Raw genomic sequence first — 19,661 nt, 5'->3', positions numbered from 1 at the left:
CCTTATCCATTAACCGTTCTATACAGCTTTGGAACAGCCCTACTCCACTTTGAAGTTGAAATATTGCTTCGGGTAAGGCTCCTTGATCAGTGTGAAATGCCACCATTCCTTGGCGTACGGCTTGAAGCCCTGCTTCACCATCGCATCCTTCAGCAGCTTCCGGTTCGCATGTTGGGTGCTGCTGATGAGATTCGTATTATAGTAAGAGATTTCGCCGAAAAAATCATAAGGACTGCCCATATCCACCAGCTTGCCTGTACTCTTCTGAGCCAGCGTCAGGTCGATCGTGCTGCCCCGGGAATGCCCGGATTTCTTGGCGATGAAGCCCAGCTTGAACAGATTCCGCTTGTCCAGCTTCGGATAATACTGCGCCTTCATCTTCAGATCACCGGCGTCTTGTGACCAGCGCACGAAGTGATTAACGGCTTGCTGCGGACGGTAAGCGTCATAGACTCTCAGAATATAGCCTTTCTGTTCCAGATCTTCACTAACCTTCTTCAGCGCAGCAGCGGCAGTCTTCGAGAAGATCGCGAGCGGGGCCTTATATCCGTCCACTCTGGTGCCGGTAAAATTATTCTCACTATAGTAACGGATCTCATATTGCGCCGAGGGAATAACCTCATCCAGATAGACAAAACCGCCGGGGAGATTGTTTTTCTTCACAACTGTACTTGGTGTAAACGGTGTCTCAGGAGTCACGGGTGCCGCTGCAGCCGTTGTCATGACGCCCAGAAGTGCAGCCCCGCTTACAATTATTGCGCCTAACAGTAATCCCAGTCTTGTGCCTCTATATCGCAGCTTATTCACAATGTTTACCCCTCACCTGCCTCATCCCATATTTACCCTTCCAGTATACTTTGCAGCCCCAGAGAGCGTCTATAGCGAAGATGGAGCTTGACCCGCTGGGAGCATATCTTTGCGCCTGTAGACCCCCATCAGCAGCCCGAGAGCCGCGAATTCAATGAACACATGCTGGCCGTAGCTCAAAAACGGGAACGGTATGGAGATCAGCGGCATTCTGCCGGTGAGAATAGTCAGGCCATAGATTAGACGAATGGAGAGCATCAGAGCCAGTGCCAGAATCAGTGCCCGTCCATAGGTATCGCTTACGGTGCGTGCAGAGGATAACATTCTGAGCACAAACCAGCAGACCAGCACAAGCAGCAGCAGGCCTCCGGCCCAGCCGAAGCTCTGAACCAGGTACACAGGGAAAAAATCTGTATACGGATAGGGCAAACGCTTATCTTCTGCTAACTCGACAATACCTTGTCCTCCCCAGCCTGCGGAGGTCAGGGTGCTGTGAATCATCCGGTTTAGAAAACCTACGCCATTCTCCGCATCATTGATAAATAAATATCTGTTGAGCCGGTCGCGCAAATACGTTTCACTCCAAACATAGAGGGCAAGGCCAGATACACAGCTTGCGGCAACAACCACCGCTCTGCCCCATCTCCGGGTAATCCACACATATAATGGTAAAGCAACCGCCAGATATACAACCAGTTCGGCAAAAGAAGGTATGACAAGATAGATGACCGCAGGCAGCAGCAGCAAGCCTACCTCCTTCCAGTTTCTAATCCGGCTGCCTGAAGTATTCTGCACCCCGGGTCTTTTCAAGAGCCCTGCCAGTCCGACTATAAAGAGATAAGGACTATATCCAATGAGATCGAACGGGAAGCCCAGAATGAAAGCATAACGCCTCGTGCCGTTTACCATATTCGGATTAAACCACATACCAACGGCAATCAACAGCAGCGCTCCGCCATAGATCCACCCCGAAGCCCGCTGCAATTGCTTGAAATTAATAAAATACATGATAGCCATTACCGCGATCCCAAGAACAATGAACATACCCTGCCGCAGCATAAGGGCATCAGGAAACTTGTAATAATCCCCAAACCCCGCTTCCACAGCCGCCATCCCCAGCAGACTTACCGCCGACAACAGAATAACACCCGCCAGCAGCGACCAAGGAATCCTGGGCTTGTGAATCTGGTGCAGATCCCGGCCGATGGCCTGCGGATCACCCAATTGTGCAATTGCATACTGCTGCGCCTCTTCTTCGGATGCCCCCTGCTGCTGCCTCTCCGTCATCAGGTCGGCGAAATGTCCGCTCAGCTCCTCCCGGATCTCATCGTGCATTCCTTTAGCCTTTACTTCGGCGCATACCTTATTCAAATAGCGGTTCAACACCTTCTGATTTGGTTCCATCAGCCGCTGCCCTCCCCCAGAACGGTATCCATGGCACCCTTGAACAGTGCCCATTCCGCCTTCTTCTCCTGCAGCTTGTGCTTACCCTCATCCAGTAGCCGGTAATACTTACGTCTGCGTCCGTCTACCTCCATCCAATACGCTTCCACCCAGCGTTCACTCTCCATCGCATGCAGAATCGGGTAGAGCGTGCCTTCCTTCAGGGCAAAAACTCCCTGTGAGCGCTGCTCCAGCTCCTTAATCAGCTCATACCCATACAGCGGCCTGTCCAGCAGCAGAGTGAGGATCATCGTCCCCGTGCTCCCCTTCAGCATTTCTTTGCTGACCTTCATCGGCATTTCCTCCTGTTTTTTTTGCCTATGCATCGTTAATCTATGCTTAATATACAGTATTAACCAAATTAAGTCCAGCCTTTCCGACATCCGCCTCCATACATTAACACGCACAAAAAAACCTCTCCCGCCAAATGGTTGCCCATTTTAGCAAGGAGAGGTTCTTATTCAATTCCATGATAATTAATGCATCGAAGCCTGAGTCTTGTGCGATACGATGACACGCTTAAGGAAGAACGCAATCACCAGACCTATAATAGCCATGACCATCCCGAAGATGAAGGCATTCTGCACTCCATGAGTGAAGGCAGCGCCGATGTTCAGCGGATCAGCCGGGTTAGTGACGGTCTGCATGTAGCTTTTGGAGCCGGAGGTCATGATGCTTACCGCCAGCGCTGTACCAATCGCACCCGCTACCTGCTGAAGTGTGTTCATAATGGCTGTACCATGCGGATAGTATTCCAGCGGAAGCTGATTGATCCCATTCGTCTGTGCAGGCATCATAATCATGGAGATTCCGATCATAAGCACACTGTGAAGCACGATCACGAAGACAACGGTCGAAGTAGCTGTAATTCCCGAGAAGAACCACAAGGAGACGGCGACGAGCGCCAGTCCTGGGATAACCAGCCATTTCGGACCGTATTTGTCGAACAGACGTCCCATGACCGGCGACATCAGCCCGTTGATGATTCCGCCCGGCAGCAGCAGTAATCCTGCCTTGAAGGCTGAATACCCTTGTCCCTGCTGCAGATACATAGGAAGAATCAGCATCGAGGAGAGAATAACCATCATACAGATAAAGACCATCAGTACCCCAACCACGAACATCGGGAACTTGAAGGCGCGCAGATCAATCATAGGCTGCTTCATCGTCAACTGGCGGATACAGAACAGAATAAGGGCAATCGCACCGATCACGATGGCGATAATAACCTTCGGACTTCCCCAGCCTTCCGCTTCACCGGCACTGCTGAAGCCGTAGACAATACCGCCAAAGCCGAAGGAGGACAGAATAATGGACAGGACATCAATCTTAGGCTTCGTCACTTCCGTGACGTTCTGCATGAAGAGAATTCCGCTAATTAGAGCCATTACCAGGAACGGCAGGGACAGCCAGAAGATCCAGTGCCAGCTCAGGCTCTCAATCAGCAGACCGGCAATCGTAGGTCCAATCGCTGGAGCTACCATGATTACCAAGCCGATAAGTCCCATCGCCGCCCCTCTTTTCTCAGCGGGAATGATGATTAGAATCGTATTGAACATCAGCGGCAGAAGCAGCGCGGTTCCCATCGCCTGTACCACTCTCGCAGTGAGCAGAAACTCGAAATTCGGCGACATCGCCGCAAGGAACGTGCCCAGAATAGAGAAGCATAGGGCAGCGACGAACAACTGTCTTGTGGTGAACCACTGCAGCAGCATCCCTGAGATCGGAACCAGAATGCCCAGCGTCAGCAGATAGGCGGTAGTCAGCCACTGCGCCGTCGATGGTGTAATTTGCAGGACATTCATAAGATCACTTAAAGCTACATTTAGGGCAGTCTCACTGAACATGCCGATGAAGCCGGCAATCAGCAGGGAGATCAGAATGGGTAAAGTCTTGAATTGCCGGGGCTTACTTGAACCCTTGTCAGTCATAGTTGCATTCACTCTCGTATCCTCCTGGTATCTGTGTATATCTCTCTAGGGTCTTGCGTATTACGGTTAGGCCAGTATTGCCGGAATGCACTCTGCTGCTGCTTCCAGCGGTTGAATATTTCTGCAGGTCAACGCCTGCAGCAGCGCCCCCTCGAACAAGGAGACCACCACCGAAGCTTTGCACTCTGCCGTTTCCTCCTGTACCCCCTCCCGGATCAGACGCTTCGCAATAATATCCTGCCAATCCCTGAAGACACACTGGCAAGCAGTGCGCAGCTCATGGCTGACACAGGAGGTCTCCACGGCTACCCAGAAGCTGAATGGAACCAGTCCTTCAAAAGAGGATTTCTCCGCCTCATTTGCCATAGAAATGATGAAATTCTGCACAGCCTGAGCCGGCACCGCTTCACTCTCCATATAATGGCGCAATAAACGGGCTACCTCTTCACTAGTCCGGTTAATGCAGGTCAGGGCCAGCTCCTCTTTGCCGTGGGGGAAATAATAATATAAGGAACCCTTGGGCGATTCGCTGTCTTTAATGATCTGATTCAGTCCGGTAGCATGGTACCCCTGTGTAAAAAACAACCTGGAAGCCGTATCCACAATGGCTTCGCGTGCATTAGGCTTGTTCGACAAGCTCTACACTTCCTTATCTTGGCGATCCAACCATTATAACAATTGGTCTACATAATAAAACCACAAAAAAACACCTCCTGTCAATGGATAATAATTTTAAATTTTGGCAGGAGCTTAGCGTATATTTACGGTAAATTGTCGGCGAACCTCCAGAAAACAAATTCAAAAGCGAATCGCGCAGTTTCTGTATGGTATTTTCGCATTTCGCCAGTCGGTGACATCATCATTTAGGGATGGGTTTCATATTAATAATCAAGAACCCTTAACAATCTGGCCAAGTCAACCTCACGGATTGTTTAAGCTTAGGAAGAAGACGAAGAATAATCTCTCATGCGGAAAGGAGGTATACAGATGGTTTTCGCTCACAAACCGCCTGTTTTTGATAGCAAAACAGCCATATTTCTCTCTGCGATGAGCTATCAGACCTACCCGTTCTTTTTTGAGGGAAAGCTTGTCTTGCCGGAAGGCTTTAAGCTTCGATTTACGATCCGCGCTTTTGCCGACGTTGAGAACCCTACGGAGCTCGTATTCGGCTTTATCGCCGTGTCGCGGGATCAAATCGTTGTTGCGTTTAGAGGATACGCTTCGTATCCGGCAGACCTTCTTGCCTCATATGACATCTTTCTGACCCCATATCCTTTCGTCCGAAGCGGGGGGAAAACCTCTCGTGGCTTTACATGTTTGTATCGATCAACCCGAAACAACTTAATCCGTGAATTAAACAAGCTTTCGACAGCTAAAAGGCTGTATATTACCGGCCACAACTACGGTGGGGCTTTGGCCACGCTGGCCGCTTTGGATATTGCAGTAAACACCAGGTTCAAGCATCCGTTCGTCTATACGTACGGCAGTCCTTGCATCGGAGACCCCAACTTCGTTTCCCGCTTTAACAGTACAATTAAAAACAGTGTGCGAATCGTCAACATTCATGACTCTTTCCCGACTTTCCCGGCCCGAAGGTATCCGCCTCCTTTTACAAAGAGAGGAATTACTTATAGGCATGTAAAAACGAAGGTACCCATCTCTTTTCAACTGAACAATGTGCCGCGCAACGACTCGATTGCCTGCTATTTTAACAAGCTCAGTCAAAAGAATCCCAAATTCGCCAAAGCGTTATGCGACGAAAATCCGGGGTTCTGTCCTGATACCGGCATGTGCTTTCCGTTTCAAGGATGCTAGCGCTCGAATCCTTGAATATTAAGGAGGAGTTGCAGTTTTGAAAATTCCAGACATGTACAGCAACGAAGACGCGATATTGCTTGCGGCCATGATCAATCAGGCTTACCGGCTTTTTGAGAAGGAAAAGGTAGTTCTGCCGCAAGGTTATACCCTTCGATTCAACATTCTAGCGCTTGCAGGTGTCGAACAGCCGGAGGAAGAAGTATTCGGCTTTCTCGCGGAGTCGAAAGATAATGTCATAATAATTTTCAGAGGAACACGAACATTTAAGGACAATGAGTCAGACCAGGACTTGTATCAAGTTCCCTTTCCATTTGTCAGAAATGCCGGAAAAACCCATCGCGGTTTTACATGTATTTATCAATCGGCAAGAGATGAATTGATCGAGGAATTGAACAAACTTTCTACGAATAAAAGACTGTTGATTGCAGGCCACAGTCTGGGAGGGGCTTTAACCGTATTGACTGCTTTGGATATTGCGGTGAACACCGGATTTAAACATCCTGTCGTGTATTCATACGGCAGTCCGCGTGTCGCAGACCCGAAATTTTCTTCCTTTTTCAACCAAACGGTAAAAAACAGTTTTCGTATTGCCAACGTCCATGACATTATTCCGACTTTGCCGGCTAATGCGTATCCGCCTCCGTTTACCAACAACGGTTTGTTTTATCGGCATGTAAACACGAAGGTTCCGATCTCTTTCCAGTTGAACAGTTTGCCTGTCCGCAATCATGAGATTGTCTGCTATTTCAAATTCCTAAGCCGACGGAATCCTGATTTTGCCAAAGCTTTATGCGCGGATAGCCCGGGGTTTTGTCCCGATACGGGATTATGTGTTCCGTTTATAGGAATATGCAGTGCGGAGGAAGAAAGACCAAACCGTACATAATCGAGGATTTTCGAGTATCTCTAGTCCATTTCACAGAACAGGCCAGCCAGTCCTTGCAGCAGTAGAACACTACTGTCAAGGCTTGGCTGGCCTGCGCCTGCCGGAATGAAGCGGACTAAAGTGTAACCCGTTCAGCGTTCCCTGCCTGCCACATCCCAGCGGTGACGGAACTTCTCGAGGCGCGGATGGACCTCAGCCGGCGCTTCGGAGAGCAGCAGACGCAGCTTGACGATCCACTCCTCGAAGGAGGAGAAGGAGGCGAACAGATTCGCCATAGCTGGAGTCAGATAGAGGAAATACGGCGCGGGGTAAATGTCGCAGATATGACGCAGCGCCGAATCCATCGGGGTATACTTCTTACGCTTACCTTCGAGGCTCTCTACGGTGATGAAGGACTGTCCCTGCTCTTTTTTCCACGCATGCAGCCGGTCGTCCCGCTTATACCAGGCCTTCACCGGCTCCTTCGTCATCCGCCGGACGGTTTCTTCATGCAGCGGGTAGAGCACCAGCTTCGTGAACTTGCGCTCCACTGCCGTCTCCGCCGCCTTAAGCAGCTCCATATCCGATATATGCTCGAAGGAATCATAGAAGATCAGCGTTCCCTTGCGCTCACTGGCTGGCGGTTCATAGCCATAAGGCATATGCTGTATGTCACGTGTCATCCTATTACCTCCCGTGTATTACTGCCTATAGCATATCATGCTACCCGGGACGGCGTACAATTCTGCAAGCTTGTCATGAAAAAGCACTGCTGCTCATTTCCCTTGGCTCAATCCGCTAACCCAGCTCTTCACGGAACCATTCTATGGTTTCCTTAATGGCATTTTTATACGATGTCGGATTATATTCAGGAAACCGCTTCATGAATTTGTTATCATTCAGCAGCAGAGGATACTCGAATTCATATAGAAGCTCATGGAATTCGTTAGCTTCCTTATTGAACATACCGGCTAATCCGACTGCCCAGCTCGGCACCGCACAGCACTTTCCCGGACTGCCAGCCGCATGGTGGATATTCATCAGGAATTGCCGCCCCTCAATAGCTCCGGAGCCGGACACATGCCACTCCCCCTGCTCACCGCTCTCCGCCAGCAGCACGGCCGCTCTGGCCGCATCGCGGATATAGACCAGATCATGTGGAACGTCCAGCTTCACCGGCCACTTAATCGTTCTGGCTTGGAGGGCTCCGCTGAAGATCGGTCCGAATAAGCGGTTCGTGACATTGGGACCGTAGCAATTCGGATATCGCGGAATCACGTAACGGAAGCCCCGCCGTTCAGCCTCCGTCTTAAGCAGCTCCTCCAGTTGATTCCGCAGCTTCCCCTTGCGGGTTCGTGCCTCCTTCGGATGGCGTTCATCCGCTGGAAGATATTGGAGCTTGCCGTAACCGTAGATATTGCCCGGAAATAACAGGGTCTGGCCAGTCTTAAGCTGGCGGGTTACCCGCTCCAGCGCCTCTGGCATGACAGAGTACCAATCCTGATACGGTACATTAAGACAGAAATAGACGGTTGTCACCCCATTCAGCGCTTCAGCAAGCACCTTCTCATTCCTTACATCTACTGCCGCCAGGGTCAACAGCGGGCCCTTCAGCCTGCGTAAAGCCTGACTGGAACGGTGGTAGGTAGCCTTCACCAGTCTGCCCCGTGACAGTAATTCTTGTGTGATGGAATGGCCCAGACTGCCATTTCCCCCAATGACGAGATTCATAACATGAACGGCTCCTTATCGAACGCATGAATACCTTCAGCAACCAGCTAACGGTTCATTCAATTTGCCCGTGATTATAATTCGCAGTTGTTGAAGAACCGGATCATCCATGCTGCTTCTATAGAAGGGAAGGATATATATTCCAGCAACCTGCGTTGTTATCAGTATATCGCCTGCAAGTCACTGTTTTCATTGGGTTAATTTGACGATTCATGTCGATTTCGGGCTTTTATATGGACATATGGTGAATTATTGAATTTCAATAGTTTTGCATCAGCGAATTTTTGCTCAATTAGAATGGTCTAGTTGTGTATGCTTCTGTTTCTGATAAGCATATACAGCCGCACCCAGCGTACCTGCACGGCTGCCCAGTTCAGCCTGAACAATCCGGCACCGGCTTGCGGACAGCTTCAGCGCATGGGCATTTACAGTATCGCGGACACTGTTCAGGAGACGGTCTCCTGCTGCGGCCATGCCGCCCCCAATAATAACCAGCTCCGGGTTCAGCAGATTAATCACATTCGCCAGCCCGTATCCCAGCAGCTCCCCCGTCTCATGCATAACCTCAATGGCCAAGGGGTCTCCGAGATCATAAGCCTCTGAGATCATCTGCGCCGTAATCTGCTTCTGGGTCTGCTTGGTCCAGGTCTGAATCAGGCTGACCCTACCTGCCTCCAGCTTCTCCTTGAAGGTATTCACCATCCCCACCGCAGATACATACCGCCCCAGGCACCCAGAGCTTCCGCAGCGGCAGGGACGTCCCTGCCGGTACATATTCATATGCCCGATTTCACCTGCGCTGAAGGTTGTCCCATACAGCACCTTGCCGTCATGAACCATCCCGGAGCCGAGACCGGTCCCGAGTGTGAGCAGTATCAGATGCTTGTATCCTTGTCCGGCACCATGGTGCCATTCCCCGTAGAGATTAACCCGTACATCGTTATCTATGTAGACCTCGAAGTCGTAGTAAGGCTTCATTTCGTTGACCACATGGACCTGCTCCCAGCCGGGAAAATTCGGTGAGAAGACCGACAGACCCTCCTCCGGGTTGAGCAGACCAGGGATTCCCATTCCCATACAGGCAATCTGCGACTCGTAAATTCCGCTTCCTGCACATAGCTGTGTAACAGCAAGCCTGATCCGCTCCAGCACATGTGCCGGACCCTGCTGCGCTTCTGTGGGTATCGACAACTCCTCCAGGGCTGTGAAATGCTTATCGAATAGGCCTGCCTTGATATTGGTTCCGCCCAGGTCAATGCCGACTATGTATTTATCCATTCTGTCCCATCCTTCTTTCCCTATTAGAATGCTGTACCTCTCTTCTCTAATTATGCGCTTTCAACATTTAGATAAGTAGCATTTTCCGAGCATCTGGATAGTACGTTTCACTTGAAAATGAACATCCTGCCGATAGCGAATGCTGTTATTTTATTGACAAAGAGGGCTGCCCCGGCAGCCAAACTTATGCTGCGGGACAACCCCCATTGTATAGCTATTTCATTCAAGCGTCTTAAGACCCGGCGCCCTTATACCGCTTGACGCCATAGCTCCAGGCCATCAGGCCGATGCTGAGGAAGACCACGCCGACCAGCGGGGTCAGCAGGGCCATCGTCCGCATCTCATCGCGGTGCAGGAACAAGGCTGCCGGATAGATCCCGACAAAAGCAAACGGGATAATCCACGTAAGCAGCACCTGAATCGCCCGGTTGTAGATCGTTACCGGATAACGTCCGTACGTCTGGATGTTATACATCAGCGGCAGAATGCCTGTAGGCGCATCCGAATAGAACGACAACGAGGTCAGTGTCGTATAGATCCCTGTATAAATGGCTACAGCGCTGAGCGTCAGAAGAATCAGCATCGGCAGGGTCCACCATTCAAACGGCAGGCCCAGATTGCTGCCGCTGATCGCCATGACAATCAGCCCGATGAAGGAGCCGAACAGGGATGGCGGGTCCACATTCTCCAGGAAGATCTGGAACAGGTTATGCGCCGGACGGGTCAGGATGCGGTCCATTTCGCCTTTGACAATATACCGCTCACTGAAGCCCCACATATTGACGAAGCAGCTGAACACGCCGAACGGTACCATGAAGAAGCCGTAGACGAACACCACTTCGTTCTGATTCCAGCCGCCCAGGCTGTCAGTATGCATGAAGATGACCAGGATGAAGATAAAGTTCGTCGCCTGGAACAGCAGGTCGGAAATGACCTCCACCCAGAAATCCGCGCGGTAGGTTAACCGTGTTTTCATATAATTCTTCAGATATTCAATCAATAAGCCCAGGTAGTACATAGCTCAGCTTAACCCCCCTGCACGAACAGCCGCTGACGCGCTGCGTGATTTAGCCAGACAATCGGAATGAGCAGAATCAGGAACCAGATGACCTGGATACCCAGCACATTCCAGATGCCCACCCCCTGCACGCGGCCTGTAAATACAGAACCCGGCAGATAGGTAATCGCTTGGAAGGGAAGTACCTTAAGCACGGAGGACAACCAGTCCGGGAATAAGGTAATCGGCACAATCAGCCCTGAGAACAGATCCACGACCACACGCTTCATGCGCATCATCCCTTCATTGTTCTCCACGAAGAAGGCAGACAGGCCTGTGATAATATTAATCTGCGAGCTGATCAGGAAGCTGAAGAACAGCATGACCAGGAACCCGGCCCAAGCCGAAGGCTCTGTAGGAAGCTGTACCGGAAACAGCAGAATGGCAATCACCATGCCCGGGATCATCAGCATCATGAAGCGGAACAGGCCTTCGCCGAGGCCCTGCATCATTTTGACCAGAACATAATTATAAGGCCGGATGAACTGGATCGCGATGCTTCCGTCACGGATATCCGTGGAGATCTCCCGGTCCAGATTGTTGAAGTAGAAGGCACGCGCCATCCAGGACACCGCCACATACGTGGTCATCTGCGCCCCGGTAAAGCCGCCGAGCGATTCACCATCGCCATAGATCGCTCTCCAGGTGAAATAGTTCACCCCGATATTGAGCGTGTAGATCAGAATCCCCGAATAATAATTCACCCGGTAAGCAAGCATCGTCAGGAACCGGATACGGATAAAATCAAAATAAGCGCCAAGCAGCAGCCTCCGCCCATTCTCCCCGGAACCGCCCGGAGAACCGCCGGAGGAGGGAACTGCCGTTGCCAGCTTCTCAGACATGGATAACCTCTTTCTCATCGCTGAGAGCGGCGATCCGCTCCTCCGGCTTCTCTGCCGAGCCTGACTGATAAATACTGCGGACGATGTCATCCGTGTTTGTTTCGATGATTTTGATGTCTGTAATATCGGCCTGTCCGACGACCCGGCCCAGAACATCCGATACATTCAGTTCCAGCGGAATCCAGACCTTGGCCGCCAGCTCATTCTCTGCGGTCCAGGTCACCGGCATGCCTTCCGTCCAGCCGATCAGCTGATGCAGCTTCGTGGCTGTTCCGAACTGGAACTGCACCTCACGCCCGGTCCCCCAGCGCTGCTTCAGGTCATCCAGACCTCCGTCATAGATAATCCGCCCGTCATCCAGCATAATGACCCGCGAACAGAGCGCTTCGATATCCTGCAGATCATGTGTCGTCAGCAGGATGGTTGTGCCATGCTCCCGGTTCATATCCTTCAGGAATTCGCGGATCTCCGACTTCACAACAATATCCAGTCCAATCGTGGGTTCATCCAGGAACAGAATGGACGGATTATGCAGCAGTGCCGCCACCAGCTCGCAGCGCATCCGCTGCCCCAGACTCAGCTTCCGAACCGGACGGTTCAGCAGATCCTGAAGCTCCAGGCGTTCCACCAGCTCATCCAGCCGTTTTTTGAAGTCCTGCTCGGACACGCGGTATACCTTGCGCAGTAGCTGGAACGACTCAATCACGCCGATATCCCACCAGAGCTGGCTCCGCTGGCCGAAGACAACGCCGATGTTCTGCACGAACTTCTCACGCTCCTCGTACGGCACGAAGCCGCCGACAGTCAGACTGCCGGCGGTAGGGACAAGAATTCCGGTAAGCATTTTGATCGTAGTAGACTTCCCTGCCCCGTTCTCCCCAATATATCCGCAGATTTCACCTTCGGGAATGCTGAACGAGATGTCCTTCACTGCTGTTACTTCGGAATATTGCCGCTTAAACAAATCAGCGAAGGCCCCTTTGAGGCCCTCGCGGTTTTTTTGGACTTTGAAGGTCTTGCGCAAGTCCTGCACTTGAATAGCATTCATAGGTTACCTCACTAAGCTAAGAATTGGGTTCAGTACCCCATTATAATAGAATGAATGTAAAAGTACTACCTATTTCCTCGTCCCTTTCATTCCGCCTACGTCTGCCCTGCTTATTTAGCCACTCTTCCCTCAAAAAACTCTGCACCCGGCACAGCCTCCAGATGTCCGGAACGGGCCACCTTGGTCCGCAGGTACTTCTCATTGAAGGCCGATACGTCGCCCCATAGCGGCACCCGCTTCACTGTATTCATTCCGGCACCCCGTAGTGCTTCCAGCTTCTTCGGATTGTTGGTGATCAGAGTCACCGGATGGCTGCGCAGATGCTGAAGCACGCTAATCGCATCTGTGTAATCTCTGGAATCATCGGCGAACCCAAGCTCCAGATTGGCCTCTACGGTATCATACCCTTCTTCCTGAAGAAGATATGCCATTGCTTTGCTGAACAAGCCAATGCCTCTTCCTTCATGATTCGCCAGATAAAAGAGGGCCCCGGCGCCATGCTGGGCAATCATCTTCATCGACTGGTGCAGCTGGAAGCCGCAATCGCAGCGCTTGCTGCCGAAGATATCCCCGGTATGGCAAATGCTGTGCATCCGGATCAGCGCTTCCTCCGAATGCTCGAAATCTCCGTAGACCAGGACACTGGACTGCTGTCCATCCGCAAGCTTCATCGATGACAACCGGCTGATGAGCAGCTCGGTAGCCTCCTTGCCTTCAGCGCGCTGAAGCTCTTCGTCCGTCACATTCAGCCAGCTGTACCATTTGAAGGTGATCGTCTCCCCGTCCAGATTGACAGGCAGGGTAATAGGTCCGACCAATATATTCGTGGAGTTTTCCATAGGAATCCGGTTGATTTTGTTCTGTAGTATAGATAGGATATCTGGGTTGATCATAAGAGCACCGTCCTAAAAGTTTGATAGCATAAGCTTCTTCGATTCCATTATGCAACCTTGCTGTGAAAAGAATTCACTTCGCTTTAAATTTTGATATTTTACTTTCTTCATAGTAACTATTTGTAAGTTAGTTTATCATTGTAATATAACTTCGTCAAGTTATAATATATATTTAAATATTTATAATTACTTATTGTAAGTTTATGATATAATGAATGCTGAGGTGATCCTTATGAATGATTTTGAAATGTGCCCGCGGTTTGAGAAAGCGGTAGATGTGCTGAGTAAGCGGTGGGTCGCCCTGATCGTGTTCGTCCTGATGGATGGTCCGCGGCGGTTCGGAGAAATTGAGCATTGCTTGTCCAACCTTAGCGGCAAGGTCTTGTCAGACCGGTTGAAGGAGATGGAGACGGAAGGGATCATACAGCGCAATGTATATCCTGAGATGCCCGTACGAATTGAATATTCGTTAACCGATAAAGGTACGGCCCTGGCTCCCATTCTTGGAGAGATCGGTAACTGGTCTACGGATTGGATCGAGATCGGCGTGACCAAATGATTCCCGCACGGCACGCGAAGCAGCGCCCTTGAAGCTCCTGAACAGGAACCTTCGGGGCGCTGCTTTGTTTGATTTTATAATAAGCATGGTCGATTCCTACAGATCCTTACGCTGAAAGCGCAGAAGCCCCAGCCCAAAGATAACCACAGTGTAGATCGCAGCGTATACCACAAAGGTATTAGACGGAAATGAATTGAAATTCATCAGACTAAGCGCCCCGCTATCCATCGATAACATACCATTCATATCCTGTAAGCTGAACAGTTCGACAGTCATTCGGCGCTGCAAGGTATCTGCGGGCATAATCATCGAGATCATTCCGGTCAGATTATTCAGCACCTTGAGTCCGTCGTCCTCCAGTCTCAGCGAACCGCTAAGCTTATCTACCATCCCTCCGAGAAATCCCGCCCCGTAGAGCATTGTCATGAACACACCGTTGCCAAGCGCCGAGAATAGTCCTGAACCCAGCATGGATACGGAGATTAACAAGGGAACTACAGAGGCGAACAGCAGGAATGACTTCGCAAGCACGACTGCATCTCTGGGAACATTCGCGTGGGCACTTGTAATCAGCAGAATCGCAGTGAACAGAATGAGGGCATAGATCGTTCCCAGCGTGACAAAGCCCAGCCAGCGACCAAGATACCATTTCCAGCGCGGCAGCGGCCGGGGTAACAGAGCCTGCATGACCCCCTGCTCCGCCTCACCAGCAATCACCGAGAAAGAGCTGAAGATCGCCAGAAAGGCAATAACGAACGCGCCGAAGAAGAAGCCCAGACTCAGAATAAAAGCGCCGTTCATGTACTGCATGAACAACCCGCTGCCATTTCCCAGCGTTCCGGCCCCTTGATCGTTCGTTCCCACGGTATCGGCCACAAACCAGAAGGCAATCAGGAACACCAGGGTCAGCAGGAGGGTTAGCAGCATCACTTTTTTGCGCAGCATTTCTTTCCAGGTCATTGCTAATATGGTTCTCATTCCTTCTCCCCCCTATGACTGAGCCCGGCGACCGCATCCATGAACCAGTCCTCCAGCCGTTCAGTCTGGCGGCTCACCTGGTACAGCGTCATCCCCTGCTCCACCATCAGCCCGTTCAGCCAGCCTGCCTGTTCCTCATGATCCAGCTCCGCCTCCAGCCACACGACGCTTGAATCCAACTCTTCCACCTGTGCCGGAGCATTGCCCGATTTACCCGCCGCAGGAATGGATTGCCGGATGGATAGCCCTGTATGCTCATTAAGCCAGGACAGCAAAAAAGGCGTGTATCCGCCCACTTTGAAATGCCAGCTTGTCCGTTTGTTCAGCATCTCCGCTACTTTGCCGTGCCGCAGGACCGCTCCGTTACTCAGCAGAGCCATCCGGTCGCACAGCACTTCAACATCCTCAAGTAAATGAGAGTTGAGAAAAATAGTAATTCCCCGTTCCTTCAGCCGCTGCAGAATCTTCCGCACTTCCATTCTCCCGATGGGATCAAGGGCTGAGGAGGGTTCATCCAGGAACAGAATCTCCGGATCATTCACCAGCGCACAGGCAAGACCCAGCCGCTGCTGCATTCCCTTGGAATAATGCTTAACCCGGTCCCTTCCGCGCAGCCCGATGCCTACCTCCTGCAGGAGGTGAGGGATTCTCTGATCCATGACGGATTTCGGAATCCGGCACAGCTTGGCATGAAGCCTGACCACCTCTTCACCGGTCAGCCAATCCTGGTAGCGGTACAGCTCCGGCAGATAGCCAATTTTCATTTTGGCTTCCATAGAGCCCAGCGGATGGCCCAGGATGGAAGCATGGCCGCCTGTTGGTGAGATGAGTCCAACCAGCATTTTGACAAAAGTACTCTTACCGGCACCGTTGGGGCCGAGGAAGCCGAAGGCTTCCCCTTTCCCCACAGTCAGAGTAACATCCCGGCAACCGCGCCCGTTCGGATAAGCTTTGGTCAAGGCGTTCGCATCAATCGCAGGGATACTGCTCATTGTGTGATCAACTCCTGTACCTTCTGAATGAACTGCTCGCGCTCAGGATAGATATCTCCGCCGCTAAGCTGCAGAAGCTGCCCCTTCTGCACCCAGACAGCCGTATAGCTGTTGCCGTTACTGAACTTCATTTCAGTAAGAATGACCGGCGTACCAGCCACCGTAATCTGTTCATCATGATTGCCCTTAATCAGCGGCATCGGCAGATCGCCGGACAAAATCCGGCTCTTCTGCAGACTGCTTCGCAGATTGTCGGGAATCAGCGGGAAGTTCACAACGGCATCAATCGCTTCGTCCAGATCCACAGAAGGATCTACGGTAACGACAGGTGTGTTCATCTGTGACAAGGCTCCCCAGTGCTGATCGCTGCCCAGATCGTAATTCACCTGCTCGGGGATATGAAGCGTAATCGGCTTGCCATCTACAGATTGAGGCAACAGATCTTGTGAACCCAGACGCTTCAAGGCCTTATTCACTTCATCCACCTTCAGGTTCAGTGTGATATCATGGGACCCGCTGACCTGAACAAACTTGACTGAATCCATGACGGACCCCTTCAGCGGCTCGTAGCCCAGCAAGCCTTGGATATCCTTGAGCGGAACATTTTCCTTCATCTCACCATTGGTGATGGAGATGTCACCGAAGGCCTCAAGGGATTGCTCAATATTGCCATTGCCATTCTGAATTATCTGATAGAACATATCCCGCAGATCGCCTTCTTCAACAACAGTAGCCTCCTGCATCTTGAACTGGTTCAGCAAGGCTGCCATGGCTGTATTCCCTACCGGAGTAGCCAGAATTGCTGCGAAAATCGCTACGCCTGCTGCCGCAGCGACCCACTTGCGGCTGCGGCTCATTATAGGCCGGCGTGACTTCCACCCTGTATTCTGCACTGGCTCCGTTGCTGCACGACTATCCGCCTTAGCTGCCTGAAGCACAACATCTGCTTCCGGTTCTGTTCTATCTGATCTATCAGCCTTGACAGTCTGTTCCTCTATAGGGGTCTCTTGCTTGCCCCATGTAGCCCACACCGGATTGACCGGCTCGTCTCCCAGCTTCTCCTGTAATTTAGCCCAGGCTGCATCTGTGTTCTGTGGCTGTATCTGCCCGTTTGCTCTATTCATGGTTTCTTTCCTCCCGGATCTCATTATTCTTGCGGAATGGATTTCACCGCATGGTGTTTCAGTTTAGCTGTCGCCCGGCTTAACAGGGTTCCGACTACTGGCGGCTTCACTCCCAGCTCCCCGGCGATCTCTGCATAGCTGTAGCCCGAATACTTAAGCAGCAGGGCCTGCCGGTCCCGTTCGGGAAGATCCTCCAGCCAGCTCCGTACATCTTCCTGATCCAGCTTGCTGAGGACTACTTCTTCCCCCGTAGGAGCAGAAGCCCCCACATCATATAACAGCTCCTGTTTGTTGATCAGACGCCGCTCTCTCACCCGCTGGTTCAGATAATCATATCCGATCCGTGTTAGCACTCTATGCAGCCACGCCCCCAGAGCCGCGGGATCATCCGGCGGATTTCTGTAGAGTCTGATAAAAACCTCCTGCGCCAGATCATCGGCAGCACTCTCGTCCCTCACAAGTGCCGCCAGCTTGCGCCGCACACTCGGGTAATGCTCATAAAAGATTAATTTGTATGGGTCTGATTCCGGAATATTCATTAGGTAAATCCTCCTTATCCGCTGCAGCTATAAGTAAGACGAAGGCTAAGGCTGATTTGTATCACCTTGCCTCAAGATTTCTCTCCAGCAATTCTGATCTTCTAATTATACGTCAGCCCGGTTGACCCGCATACATCCACTCCGGGCGCTGCCCTATGCATCTACATCCACCAAATAACCCCACAAAGTGGGGCTTTAGCGTAGGTGATGACTCAGGTACTTTGCGGGGACCCCAAAACATATAAATGCTTATCTGTCACAAAAAAAACGGTCCTCCGGTAAAATCCCGGGGACCGTTTGCGTCTTGCTATTCCATTCGTGACTATTGCTTGCTGTAATTCTCGTCCCCAACCTGGATGCTGCCGTCATCATGCTGGAAGAATAGGGAACTGGATACCTTACCGTTACCAAAAGCGAATACAATGGTATTCCCGCTTATCTTATATGAACCGGTGTCTGAACCGCCGGCCCCGCCTGTTGTGGGTGCTCCGCCCTGGACGGTACCCAGCATCAGGTTGTCGCTGGTGAAGGTTCCATTGCTGTTCAGCACCAGCGTCCGTGTCCAAGAAGTTGACCCGGCAGATATCCCGGCCAGCCCTTGGAAGCCGCGGTGAACATAAGTACCACTTAGGGTCAGCCCGTTCTTGACTGTTTTGACCCGGCTCAGCTCAACATCATCAATATACAGCTTGCCGGATTTGACCGCAATATCATAGGTATCTCCGTTACTTAGTTTCAGCTTACCGTTCTGTATCGTGTAAGTCTGGCAGCCGTCACGCGAGCAGTTGATCGTCTCCGGTCCACCTTGCTTCGGAGCATCAACAACTACTTTATTACCCGGCAGGAAGGTGATGATATTCCAGCACATCCCGCCGCACGCATACCCGTCGTAGTCCGGGCTGAAGCCGTAATACATTCCCTGCAGATTGCTCAGGTTCACTTGGTCTGAAGCGGCTGGCTTATAGGAACCGTCTCCGGCAGGAGCATTCAGCACAGTCCCTGGAGCTGGCGGCTTGGGCTGTTGCGGCTGGCTGGCGATCTGCTCGTCATATACTTTTTTGAATTCAGCGATTTGCTTATCAACCTCCGCCTTCGCCGTGGCTTGGGTCAGGCCGTTTGCCGCTAAGTAAGGATCGGTATAGACGAGAATTTGCGGCTTATACGGATTCCATGCCACCAGCGCTTTAGTGGATTCCCCAACGAATCGGAGCGGGACCATTGTATAATTATCGATAATAGTTGGCGCTTGCAATAGCTGAACACTGGTGCCGTTGACGGTAGCCGTCTTGCTGCCTATCGTCATGACGATGGTTAGGCCTTCCTTGGTGCCGGTTACCGTCTGCTGTGCCGGATTCCAGCCTACTGTGAGGCCCATCGCTTCGAACAGCGGACGAAATGGAACCAGCGTCGTCCCTTTATCCAGCAAGGGAGCTTTATCAAAAGATAACGGTTTATCATCCAGATTGACCTGGATCGTTTTGCCTGCTGCCGGTGAAGCTTCCGCTTGGCCCGCTGATACACTCAGCGCTACGGCTACCCCTAGCCAGATGACAGCCATCCATATCCGCCGGATTACAGGCCCGGACATTTGCCTTTTTCTCACCTATACCCATCCTTTCCCAAAACAAATGGATTTTTAGTTTAATAACCTGTAAGGCCCCCGTTCAAACCGCAAACCAATAAAATGTGCATAAAAATTCTCTTTTCCGCAAGTGGAAACGGCATTGCCGTCCTTCTAAAGGACGGTACCGTTTCA

20 protein-coding genes are annotated in these 19,661 nt (G+C 51.4%); 3 read left to right on the top strand and 17 right to left on the bottom strand.

All coding sequences use genetic code 11. The features are described 5' to 3' along the window. Positions 1-39 precede the first annotated feature (39 nt). The 5 genes from MKY86_RS13510 to MKY86_RS13490 form a co-directional block, all read right to left on the bottom strand. Positions 40-807, bottom strand: a complete 768-nt coding sequence (locus tag MKY86_RS13510) for a M15 family metallopeptidase (RefSeq protein ID WP_340826990.1) — start codon at positions 805-807, stop codon at positions 40-42. 69 nt (positions 808-876) lie between these two features. Next, the gene (locus tag MKY86_RS13505) at positions 877-2,211 is read right to left on the bottom strand and encodes an FtsW/RodA/SpoVE family cell cycle protein (RefSeq protein ID WP_076077892.1); all 1,335 of its coding nucleotides are present in this window, start codon (positions 2,209-2,211) and stop codon (positions 877-879) included. Next, positions 2,211-2,543 (bottom strand): PadR family transcriptional regulator, encoded by a 333-nt coding sequence (locus MKY86_RS13500; RefSeq protein ID WP_036694109.1) that lies wholly within the window; start codon positions 2,541-2,543, stop codon positions 2,211-2,213. The genes MKY86_RS13505 and MKY86_RS13500 overlap by 1 nt, the downstream gene beginning before the upstream one ends. Before the next feature lie 183 nt (positions 2,544-2,726). Further along, entirely contained in the window at positions 2,727-4,181 is a 1,455-nt protein-coding gene (locus MKY86_RS13495) for a DHA2 family efflux MFS transporter permease subunit (RefSeq protein WP_036730057.1), read from the bottom strand. 66 nt (positions 4,182-4,247) lie between these two features. Next, the gene (locus MKY86_RS13490; protein WP_076077889.1) at positions 4,248-4,817 is read right to left on the bottom strand and encodes a TetR/AcrR family transcriptional regulator; all 570 of its coding nucleotides are present in this window, start codon (positions 4,815-4,817) and stop codon (positions 4,248-4,250) included. Between the two features lie 351 nt (positions 4,818-5,168). On the opposite strand from MKY86_RS13490, the gene MKY86_RS13485 reads away from it, so the two are divergent. After that, positions 5,169-5,996, top strand: coding sequence for a lipase family protein (locus tag MKY86_RS13485; RefSeq protein WP_076077886.1), 828 nt, complete (start codon positions 5,169-5,171; stop codon positions 5,994-5,996). 52 nt (positions 5,997-6,048) lie between these two features. Continuing rightward, entirely contained in the window at positions 6,049-6,885 is an 837-nt protein-coding gene (locus MKY86_RS13480) for a lipase family protein (protein WP_076078174.1), read from the top strand. 131 nt (positions 6,886-7,016) lie between these two features. On the opposite strand, the gene MKY86_RS13475 is transcribed toward MKY86_RS13480, so the two are convergent. The 7 genes from MKY86_RS13475 to MKY86_RS13445 form a co-directional block, all read right to left on the bottom strand. Next, positions 7,017-7,547, bottom strand: coding sequence for a hypothetical protein (locus MKY86_RS13475; RefSeq protein WP_076077883.1), 531 nt, complete (start codon positions 7,545-7,547; stop codon positions 7,017-7,019). A 115-nt stretch (positions 7,548-7,662) separates the two neighbouring features. Continuing rightward, positions 7,663-8,595, bottom strand: a complete 933-nt coding sequence (locus MKY86_RS13470) for an NAD-dependent epimerase/dehydratase family protein (RefSeq protein ID WP_076077880.1) — start codon at positions 8,593-8,595, stop codon at positions 7,663-7,665. Positions 8,596-8,883: 288 nt separating this feature from the next. Next, positions 8,884-9,873: an ROK family protein gene (locus tag MKY86_RS13465; protein ID WP_076077878.1), complete on the bottom strand. Its 990-nt coding sequence runs from the start codon at positions 9,871-9,873 to the stop codon at positions 8,884-8,886. A gap of 232 nt (positions 9,874-10,105) precedes the next feature. Further along, the gene (locus MKY86_RS13460) at positions 10,106-10,891 is read right to left on the bottom strand and encodes an ABC transporter permease (protein ID WP_076077875.1); all 786 of its coding nucleotides are present in this window, start codon (positions 10,889-10,891) and stop codon (positions 10,106-10,108) included. 8 nt (positions 10,892-10,899) lie between these two features. After that, entirely contained in the window at positions 10,900-11,694 is a 795-nt protein-coding gene (locus tag MKY86_RS13455) for an ABC transporter permease (RefSeq protein ID WP_036730060.1), read from the bottom strand. 70 nt (positions 11,695-11,764) lie between these two features. Continuing rightward, the gene (locus MKY86_RS13450; RefSeq protein ID WP_076077872.1) at positions 11,765-12,820 is read right to left on the bottom strand and encodes an ABC transporter ATP-binding protein; all 1,056 of its coding nucleotides are present in this window, start codon (positions 12,818-12,820) and stop codon (positions 11,765-11,767) included. A 110-nt stretch (positions 12,821-12,930) separates the two neighbouring features. Next, positions 12,931-13,713 carry a GTP cyclohydrolase II gene (locus MKY86_RS13445; protein WP_076077869.1) on the bottom strand — a complete coding sequence of 261 codons (783 nt, stop codon included), beginning with the start codon at positions 13,711-13,713 and terminating at the stop codon, positions 12,931-12,933. Positions 13,714-13,945: 232 nt separating this feature from the next. Between MKY86_RS13445 and MKY86_RS13440 the strand changes: the two genes are divergently transcribed. Beyond that, positions 13,946-14,272 (top strand): winged helix-turn-helix transcriptional regulator, encoded by a 327-nt coding sequence (locus MKY86_RS13440; RefSeq protein ID WP_076077866.1) that lies wholly within the window; start codon positions 13,946-13,948, stop codon positions 14,270-14,272. Between the two features lie 96 nt (positions 14,273-14,368). On the opposite strand, the gene MKY86_RS13435 is transcribed toward MKY86_RS13440, so the two are convergent. From MKY86_RS13435 to MKY86_RS13415, 5 genes are all read right to left on the bottom strand, one after another. Then, a complete protein-coding gene (locus MKY86_RS13435) occupies positions 14,369-15,250 on the bottom strand; it encodes an ABC transporter permease subunit (protein WP_076077863.1) in 882 nt (293 codons plus the stop codon). Then, positions 15,247-16,242, bottom strand: a complete 996-nt coding sequence (locus MKY86_RS13430; protein ID WP_076077860.1) for an ABC transporter ATP-binding protein — start codon at positions 16,240-16,242, stop codon at positions 15,247-15,249. Before MKY86_RS13430 ends, MKY86_RS13435 begins: the two co-directional genes overlap by 4 nt. Continuing rightward, positions 16,239-17,366 (bottom strand): hypothetical protein, encoded by a 1,128-nt coding sequence (locus tag MKY86_RS13425; protein WP_076077858.1) that lies wholly within the window; start codon positions 17,364-17,366, stop codon positions 16,239-16,241. Before MKY86_RS13425 ends, MKY86_RS13430 begins: the two co-directional genes overlap by 4 nt. A 23-nt stretch (positions 17,367-17,389) precedes the next feature. Next, complete coding sequence (locus MKY86_RS13420) at positions 17,390-17,905, bottom strand: sigma-70 family RNA polymerase sigma factor (RefSeq protein WP_076077855.1); 516 nt, start codon at positions 17,903-17,905, stop codon at positions 17,390-17,392. 322 nt (positions 17,906-18,227) lie between these two features. After that, the gene (locus tag MKY86_RS13415) at positions 18,228-19,508 is read right to left on the bottom strand and encodes a stalk domain-containing protein (protein ID WP_143803656.1); all 1,281 of its coding nucleotides are present in this window, start codon (positions 19,506-19,508) and stop codon (positions 18,228-18,230) included. Positions 19,509-19,661 lie beyond the last annotated feature (153 nt).

The sequence above is a fragment of the Paenibacillus sp. FSL R7-0333 genome, from assembly GCF_038000365.1.
Lineage (GTDB): Bacteria > Bacillota > Bacilli > Paenibacillales > Paenibacillaceae > Paenibacillus_AQ > Paenibacillus_AQ silagei.
This window is presented reverse-complemented; position numbering and strand designations above follow the sequence as displayed.

What these genes read in the sequence shown, in the direction of transcription:
- MKY86_RS13505 (WP_076077892.1), bottom strand. Translation starts at nt 2,211, where the DNA reads ATGGAACCAAATCAGAAGGTGTTGAACCGCTATTTGAATAAGGTATGC.
- MKY86_RS13500 (WP_036694109.1), bottom strand. Translation starts at nt 2,543, where the DNA reads ATGAAGGTCAGCAAAGAAATGCTGAAGGGGAGCACGGGGACGATGATC.
- MKY86_RS13495 (WP_036730057.1), bottom strand. Translation starts at nt 4,181, where the DNA reads ATGACTGACAAGGGTTCAAGTAAGCCCCGGCAATTCAAGACTTTACCC.
- MKY86_RS13485 (WP_076077886.1), top strand. Translation starts at nt 5,169, where the DNA reads ATGGTTTTCGCTCACAAACCGCCTGTTTTTGATAGCAAAACAGCCATA.
- MKY86_RS13480 (WP_076078174.1), top strand. Translation starts at nt 6,049, where the DNA reads ATGTACAGCAACGAAGACGCGATATTGCTTGCGGCCATGATCAATCAG.
- MKY86_RS13475 (WP_076077883.1), bottom strand. Translation starts at nt 7,547, where the DNA reads ATGACACGTGACATACAGCATATGCCTTATGGCTATGAACCGCCAGCC.
- MKY86_RS13470 (WP_076077880.1), bottom strand. Translation starts at nt 8,595, where the DNA reads ATGAATCTCGTCATTGGGGGAAATGGCAGTCTGGGCCATTCCATCACA.
- MKY86_RS13465 (WP_076077878.1), bottom strand. Translation starts at nt 9,873, where the DNA reads ATGGATAAATACATAGTCGGCATTGACCTGGGCGGAACCAATATCAAG.
- MKY86_RS13460 (WP_076077875.1), bottom strand. Translation starts at nt 10,891, where the DNA reads ATGTACTACCTGGGCTTATTGATTGAATATCTGAAGAATTATATGAAA.
- MKY86_RS13450 (WP_076077872.1), bottom strand. Translation starts at nt 12,820, where the DNA reads ATGAATGCTATTCAAGTGCAGGACTTGCGCAAGACCTTCAAAGTCCAA.
- MKY86_RS13445 (WP_076077869.1), bottom strand. Translation starts at nt 13,713, where the DNA reads ATGATCAACCCAGATATCCTATCTATACTACAGAACAAAATCAACCGG.
- MKY86_RS13440 (WP_076077866.1), top strand. Translation starts at nt 13,946, where the DNA reads ATGAATGATTTTGAAATGTGCCCGCGGTTTGAGAAAGCGGTAGATGTG.
- MKY86_RS13435 (WP_076077863.1), bottom strand. Translation starts at nt 15,250, where the DNA reads ATGAGAACCATATTAGCAATGACCTGGAAAGAAATGCTGCGCAAAAAA.
- MKY86_RS13430 (WP_076077860.1), bottom strand. Translation starts at nt 16,242, where the DNA reads ATGAGCAGTATCCCTGCGATTGATGCGAACGCCTTGACCAAAGCTTAT.
- MKY86_RS13425 (WP_076077858.1), bottom strand. Translation starts at nt 17,366, where the DNA reads ATGAATAGAGCAAACGGGCAGATACAGCCACAGAACACAGATGCAGCC.
- MKY86_RS13420 (WP_076077855.1), bottom strand. Translation starts at nt 17,905, where the DNA reads ATGAATATTCCGGAATCAGACCCATACAAATTAATCTTTTATGAGCAT.